This window comes from Synechocystis sp. LEGE 06083, assembly GCF_015207725.1.
GTDB lineage: Bacteria > Cyanobacteriota > Cyanobacteriia > Cyanobacteriales > Microcystaceae > Synechocystis > Synechocystis salina.
Genome location: NZ_JADEWJ010000233.1, coordinates 1 through 6,521 on the forward strand (window position 1 = coordinate 1; position 6,521 = coordinate 6,521).

Here is a 6,521-nt window from a genome sequence, read left to right on the forward strand (position 1 = left end):
CATTCGATTTTTTGACTATAGCTTTTGTCTAACACCGTATCGTCAAAGACAACATAAGCTTTTGGTGATTCGATTAGCTCTAGACGTACCTGTTCCCACAGCAGACGAGGAGTCAGTTTTACTCCTTATAGGTAACGTTTGATCCGGTCATGGCTCACACCATCGAGATTCTTGGCAAGGTTTGTTAGGGTGTAGTTAATTGGGCTACTCAGTAAATACTGACAGTAATCTAAACGAGTGAAAGAAGTCATCCTACTACCTTAACCTCATCTATCTTGCGTAAGTCCTGACTGTTATACCTGGCTTTGCAACGTATTTGCCGTAAATGGACTATGCCCATCCAGCATTGGAAGGCGGCTCTTGCTTGTTTTGCTATTGAACACCCTAATTCTTTTCTTTTCTAATTTCCCCTTTACACAAATTTCTTGACACTCCCGACTTGAACAAAATTGAGAAGTTCTGGGCGAGACTAAAATGTTATGTTTCCCAACTTGTTAGTAAGGGAGAATCGCTGATTTCTGCATTGGATATAGCGTTGAGAGAACTATCCTAACTATCTCGTCCTTTGCTATATCGTTATTTCTCCTCCCTCTGGGGCTTTAGGTGACCATTTTCCTAGCTGATTTGATAAGCGCTTTTCCCAGGTTGTAATACTGCTGGGGGATTTCCCTAGAACTCTGGCGGTGGCTCTGATTCCGAGTCCTTCCCCTCTTGCCTTGAGCGCCATCTCTACTTTTGACCCTGGTGTTCTCAATCGGGCCATGGGGGTTCCGCTACGCTCGTTGAATCGACGACCACATTCATTGCACAAATAATTTTGCACTATCTGTCCCGTCTTCAGCTTTTTTCTTCCATTTTTCACCACCCGTTCATTTTCACAATACACACAGTTCATTTTTTCAACCTTATACTGCGTAACCATTCTAGCTTTCACTCCCTAAACAGACAGTGCCCACCGACATTATTTGGGCGACTGAGGGGGTAAAGCATCGATTTCTTCCAGATCAATGGGGTTGGTTCGACAAATTCACTCGAATTTACTTGGGGACTGGTGCCGAACAATTGGTGTTGATAAATTGCACCCCCTGTTCTTGGGGAATTAGTTCTTGTAAATAAAAATCCACCGTTTCATTGCTTTCATTGGCCACCAACACCTTGGCTTGGTGCCCAGTCCGCAACACCTGATTGCGCTCACATAGTTCGTAAGCAAAAATAATCAGGCGATCGCCTGGTTGACAGAGCAAGGCGGCTCCGCCATTGGGGCAAATTTCCTTGGAATGGGCTTGGCCGGGCAGGACATAGGTGGAAAAGCGATTGCCGTTGCTGAGATTGATAATATCCACCTCCTCCAGGGGCAACAACCCCACCCGCTCCAACATCACTGGGTCAATGGTGATACTGCCCACATAATTGACATTGGCCTCCGTCACACAGACCCGATGTAATTTTGCGTGCATTAAACGAATGCTCCCCATTAAGCCCTAACCTCGGTGAAAAAACGCCCTGCATTGATTTAGTTAACAGTCAGTGATTAACTCTATCAATTTAATTAACCTGTTGACCGTCTTGACTAACTGTCAGAAATTAACTGTCCCTGACCATAGCCAACGCCACATCAATATTACGGCGAACCGCTTCAGCGGAAAGATGGAGGGCATCTTTTTCCTCAGGGGTTAATTGTACCTCCAGGATATCTTCCACCCCTCGACAGCCCAAACGACAGGGTACCCCCAGGAAAATATCCTTCAATCCATACATGCCATCAAGGTAAGTGGCGGCGGGAAGAATCCTGGACTGATTCCGCAAAATCGACTCCACCATCACCCCAGCGGAAGAAGCCGGGGCGTAATAGGCGGTGCCCGTTTGTAGCAAGGCGGCAATTTCAGCCCCACCGTTACGGGTGCGCTCCACCAACTCCGCAATGGTTTGGGAAGGCATTAACTCCGTGATGGGAACCCCACTGACGGTGCAGTAACGGGGCAATGGCAACATCAAATCTCCATGGCCCCCGAGCACTAGGGTGTTGATATCCGAGGGACAAGCCCCTAATTTCATGGCAATGAAGGCTTTGAGCCGGGCCGAGTCCAACACACCGGCCATGCCGATCACCCGTTGGGGAGGCAAACCCGTTACTTTCCAGGCCAAATAGGTCATCACGTCCAGGGGATTGGTGACCACAATCAGAATGGCGGTGGGGGAATAACGTAATGCTTCCCGGGCGGCCTGGGCCACTATGTTGGCGTTTTTACCCAACAAATCATCCCGGCTCATACCAGGCTTTCGGGGCAAACCGGCGGTGATCACCACCACATCGGAGCCAGCGGTAGCCTCGTACTCGTTGGTGCCAACGATTTTACTGTCGTATTCTTCCACGCTCTGGGCGGACATCAAATCCAAGGCAATGCCCTGGGGTAGGCCTGGCACAATGTCCAACAAAACTACGTTGGCGACGTTCTGTTGCACTAACCTCTGGGCCAGGGTCCGGCCGACATTACCGGCACCAACCACGGTCACCTGCAAGGACTGACAGGCGATCGGGGAATACTCCAAACTATTCATGGCACCCTCCGGGGTGTTGATGGTGGAGGAAAGCAACCTAGGCCAAGGCTTCGATTTGGTCTAAGCGCAGCCAGACGTTGGGAGTGGGGACATAAAATCGCACTAGGGCATATTCTTCGTTCAAATCCAACACTTCTCCTTTGCTATGGAAAAGGTAGTCGGGTAAACGGCGATCGCTGGCTTGGGCTTCAAGGCTGTTTTCCAATTGGGCGCGGATAACCCGCACTAAACTGCCCTTTTTCATTTTAGCGGCCATGGTTTTGCCCTCGTTGGGAGACTGGGAAATTAATTCTAAATTGTTACATAACCCTAAAATTTTGTAATTCTTATTTTTGGCTAGTTGCTCCCCAGACCATTCCCCAGGTTTTCCCCAGCCATTCCCCTGGTTACTAGATTTTATCCCCAGGAGGTTAAGGTTTTTGGGCTGTTTCTTAACCCTGACTGGGCCGTGGGCACCCCAGGGGTGGGGGAATTTTTTTTGGTTTTGACACTAGGGATAGTAGGGGGATTTTTTTGGCGATCGCCTCCTGGGGAATCCCGCAAAAAATTAGAGAGAGTTGTTAAAAACCGTTTTATTGTTAAGTTGGATTAAGCAAAAATGGCTGAAATACCTATAATGTCGTTGGCAAAAATAAGAAATGTCTCCTGGGGCAAAATTTTCCGCCATTGACAGCCAGGGGAATTCCCCGATAAAACTATTGGGCACACAGCAGAAAAACTTTGGGTGTGGGGCCGTAATCTTCAGCCGGCCCAGTTATTCCCCAAAGCAGTTCCGCCCTTTGAAAGAGAGAAGAACCATGGATACCTCCGTTAGTGTTTTTGCCGAAATTCCCGAAGATCTGCACGAGTCCCTGACCACCTATCTAGATAAACATCCCCATTGGGACCTGGACCGGGTGTTTTCCGCTGCCCTGTCCCTCTTCCTGTTGCAAAATGAGGGGGGCTACGGTACTAAGCCCATGTCCACTAGTTACAAGGCCTGTGCGCGGGTTTATCTGGAAACCTTATTGCAAACCGCCGAATGATTCCCAAGTTAATTGTGGGTTTGGGTAACCCTGAGCCGAAATATGATCAAACCCGCCACAACATCGGTTTTGCCGTAGTGGATGCGTTGGCGATCGCCTGGCAATGTTCTTGGTATGACCATAAGCGTTTCCAGGGCTGGTTTGGGGAGGGGCTAATGGCCGGACAAAAAACCTGTTTGCTCAAACCCCGCACCTATATGAATCGTTCTGGCCAGGCTGTGCGAGCGGTGGTGGACTGGTACAAGCTAGAGCCGCAGTCAGTGTTGGTGGTCTATGACGATATGGATTTACCCCTGGGCCGGCTACGCCTGAGAGAAACTGGATCTGCTGGGGGCCATAACGGCATGAAATCCCTGATTAGTCATTTGGGCACCCAGGACTTTCCTCGCCTGCGTTTAGGCATTGGTAAAAGTGATGGCACCAAAGACACCATCGCCCATGTGCTGGGTAAATTTACCCCCTCAGAATTGCCCATTGTGGAGAAAAGCTTAGACTTGGCCACGGAGGCGATCGCCCATAGTCTGCACCATGGCATTGCCAAAACCATGAGTTTATTTAATAACCGCAACGTGGCCCCCTAACGGGTGGGGTCAATGGGGTACAATGATAAATTGGCAAATTATTACATTTCTTGGGAATTTCGCTTGTGACTACAGCTGAAGCAGCATCTACCATACACACCAGTTTCATCCTCAAAGTCCTCTGGCTCGATCAAAACGTGGCGATCGCCGTGGATCAAATTGTGGGCAAAGGCACTAGTCCTCTCACTTCCTACTTCTTCTGGCCCCGGGCCGATGCTTGGCAACAACTCAAAGACGAACTCGAAGCCAAACATTGGATCGCTGAAGCGGACCGCATTAACGTGCTCAACCAAGCCACTGAGGTGATTAACTTCTGGCAAGACTTGAAAAATCAAAACAAACAAATCTCCATGGCCGAAGCCCAGGGCAAATTCCCCGAAGTGGTATTCAGCGGCAGTAACTAAATTCCCCCAGGGTGAGGAAGAGAAAATATTTCCATATTCCAACTTCCAATGGTCGTGGTAGGGAAATTTTTGCCTTGGGGACAGTCAAAAAACAGCACTGTTCCCCCCCTGGCCGCCTCAAAAAATCGATATGCTACCGTAAGGTCGAGGGGAACTTCCCCATGGCCAGACTGTCATAGCCTCTGGTTTAGGAGGGCTGACCATGCCTTGGCTACAAACCTTCTCGGCGATCGCCATTTTCCGTGGCCCGCAGACATTTAAATAACAAGATTTTCGTGAAGATTAAATCAATATTTTTATTGTCATTACTTTTTGAGGCGACAGCAACAATGAAATCCTTACTCCGCATCGGTGCAACCCTTGGTCTGATTGGCACCACCGCCGTTGGTACCTGGTTGGGCACCACCCTCCAGGCCCTGGCCTTGCCCACCGAAGAAGTGGTCAAAATTCTGCAAGGGGTACCGGTTTTTACCATTGTGGATGCCCAGGGAGCTCCCTTGGTAGCAGTGGGTGATGACAACGAAAAAGTCACTGGAGTTTTCATTAGTCAACAGGAAGCCAATGGCTTTTTACAGGAACTAAAAAAACAAAAGCCCGACGTTGGTTCCCAGGTCAGTGTCCAGCCCGTTTCCCTGGGGGAAGTGGTGAAAATTGCCCAGGCCAACGCCAACCAGCCAGAACCCTTGGGATTTGCCTATGTGCCCATCCCAGCCCAGGTACAGGCAGCTCAGAAAATGCCTAATTCTGAATACCAAGGGGGAGTCCCTCTATTCGTAGCCAGAGGGGGAGAAGACCAGGGTTATCTCACTATCCAACAGGAAGACGAGCAAATTATTCCTTTCTTCCTCGAAGCTAGTCAGATTCAGCAGATGGTGGAACGGTTTAAGCAAGAGCAACCGGCCATGGCCAACAGCATTGTCATCGATGTCATTGCCATGGAGAACGTTATTTCTACTCTACAAAGTAGTAATGATGAAATGCTCAAACAAATCCGCATTGTGCCCACCCAGGAAGCAGTTCAATTTATTCGTTCCCTTTCTGCCCAACAGCCCCAGTAAGACCTGGGGTTTAGGACTAGGGAATTGGCAAGAAACTGCTGGTTCCGTCGGATGGGGGGTAAAGGAAAGGACAGGGGCTAATCTTAGTTGCCCATCCCCCCCTATCAGTGCATTGATGGAGTTTCCAGACTAGGTTGCCGAAGAGACCATGGCTAACTATATTTAACCCATTAATAACCTTGTGGGAGATTTTTTCAGGATGCGTCTACTTTGGCCCCAGTCCCATCGTCGATTAACGGCGATCGCCTTGAATCTAGCCCTTGCTGGCACCACCGCCGGATTAATGTTTGCCTGTGCTGAACCCGAGCCGGCCCCTGGGGATGGAGCTAACCAACCTAGTCCCGGTGGAGAAGGGGGAGCGCTGAAATTGGGGGCCCTACTGCCTGCCACGGGGGATTTATCTTCCATTGGCCAGAATATGCCCCTGGCAGTGCAGTTAGCAGTGGATACCATCAACGCCTGTGGCGGTGTCAATGGCCAGGACGTAACAGTCATTATCGAAGATGACCAAACCGATCCCACCGCAGGGGTTTCCGCCATGACTAAGTTGGCCGAAGCAGACCAGGTGGCCGGGGTGGTGGGTTCCTTTGCCAGCAGTGTTTCCAGTGCGGCCGTGCCCATTGCGGTGAGAAATAACATTATGATGATTTCTCCAGGTAGCACTAGTCCTGTTTTTACTGACCAAGCTAAGAAGGGGGAATTTAAGGGATTTTGGGCCCGCACTGCTCCCCCCGATACCTACCAAGCCCAGGCCCTAGCCGCCTTAGCCAAAAAGCAAGGTTTTGCCGATGTGGCCACCGTTGTTATCAATAATGACTACGGTGTGGGATTTGAGCGGGTATTTGTGGAGTCTTTTGCCGCCGATGGTGGCACAGTGACCAATAAAGATAGACC

10 protein-coding genes and 1 pseudogene are annotated in these 6,521 nt (G+C 49.7%); 5 read left to right on the forward strand and 6 right to left on the reverse strand.

Going from position 1 to position 6,521, the window contains the following annotated elements:
• Positions 1 to 125 precede the first annotated feature (125 nt).
• From IQ219_RS20420 to IQ219_RS15410, 5 genes and pseudogenes are all read right to left on the reverse strand, one after another.
• Positions 126 to 251: a hypothetical protein gene (locus IQ219_RS20420; RefSeq protein WP_255512829.1), complete on the reverse strand. Its 126-nt coding sequence runs from the start codon at positions 249 to 251 to the stop codon at positions 126 to 128.
• A gap of 320 nt (positions 252 to 571) precedes the next feature.
• Positions 572 to 895: pseudogene (locus IQ219_RS15395) on the reverse strand (IS1 family transposase); the annotation flags it as partial.
• A 142-nt stretch (positions 896 to 1,037) separates the two neighbouring features.
• On the reverse strand, positions 1,038 to 1,475 hold the full coding sequence (gene panD, locus IQ219_RS15400; protein WP_190599270.1) for an aspartate 1-decarboxylase: 438 nt from the start codon (positions 1,473 to 1,475) through the stop codon (positions 1,038 to 1,040).
• Positions 1,476 to 1,584: 109 nt separating this feature from the next.
• Positions 1,585 to 2,559 (reverse strand): malate dehydrogenase, encoded by a 975-nt coding sequence (gene mdh, locus IQ219_RS15405; protein ID WP_194073195.1) that lies wholly within the window; start codon positions 2,557 to 2,559, stop codon positions 1,585 to 1,587.
• A 37-nt stretch (positions 2,560 to 2,596) separates the two neighbouring features.
• Positions 2,597 to 2,815 carry an NAD(P)H-quinone oxidoreductase subunit O gene (locus IQ219_RS15410; protein ID WP_010873698.1) on the reverse strand — a complete coding sequence of 73 codons (219 nt, stop codon included), beginning with the start codon at positions 2,813 to 2,815 and terminating at the stop codon, positions 2,597 to 2,599.
• A gap of 541 nt (positions 2,816 to 3,356) precedes the next feature.
• Here IQ219_RS15410 and IQ219_RS15415 point away from each other — a divergent pair.
• From IQ219_RS15415 to IQ219_RS15425, 3 genes are all read left to right on the forward strand, one after another.
• The gene (locus tag IQ219_RS15415; RefSeq protein ID WP_190599272.1) at positions 3,357 to 3,584 is read left to right on the forward strand and encodes a DUF2811 domain-containing protein; all 228 of its coding nucleotides are present in this window, start codon (positions 3,357 to 3,359) and stop codon (positions 3,582 to 3,584) included.
• Positions 3,581 to 4,165 (forward strand): aminoacyl-tRNA hydrolase, encoded by a 585-nt coding sequence (gene pth / locus IQ219_RS15420; RefSeq protein ID WP_194073196.1) that lies wholly within the window; start codon positions 3,581 to 3,583, stop codon positions 4,163 to 4,165. Before IQ219_RS15415 ends, pth begins: the two co-directional genes overlap by 4 nt.
• Before the next feature lie 65 nt (positions 4,166 to 4,230).
• Positions 4,231 to 4,569 (forward strand): 30S ribosomal protein PSRP-3, encoded by a 339-nt coding sequence (locus IQ219_RS15425; RefSeq protein WP_190599274.1) that lies wholly within the window; start codon positions 4,231 to 4,233, stop codon positions 4,567 to 4,569.
• Between the two features lie 211 nt (positions 4,570 to 4,780).
• On the opposite strand, the gene IQ219_RS20185 is transcribed toward IQ219_RS15425, so the two are convergent.
• Positions 4,781 to 4,918, reverse strand: a complete 138-nt coding sequence (locus tag IQ219_RS20185; RefSeq protein WP_228017182.1) for a hypothetical protein — start codon at positions 4,916 to 4,918, stop codon at positions 4,781 to 4,783.
• On the opposite strand from IQ219_RS20185, the gene IQ219_RS15430 reads away from it, so the two are divergent.
• Positions 4,899 to 5,627: a Tic22 family protein gene (locus tag IQ219_RS15430; protein ID WP_242018193.1), complete on the forward strand. Its 729-nt coding sequence runs from the start codon at positions 4,899 to 4,901 to the stop codon at positions 5,625 to 5,627. The two genes, IQ219_RS20185 and IQ219_RS15430, sit on opposite strands and share 20 nt — an antisense overlap.
• A 169-nt stretch (positions 5,628 to 5,796) precedes the next feature.
• Positions 5,797 to 6,521, forward strand: a 725-nt coding sequence (locus IQ219_RS15435) for an ABC transporter substrate-binding protein (RefSeq protein WP_194073197.1), incomplete at its 3' end; no start/stop codon positions are given.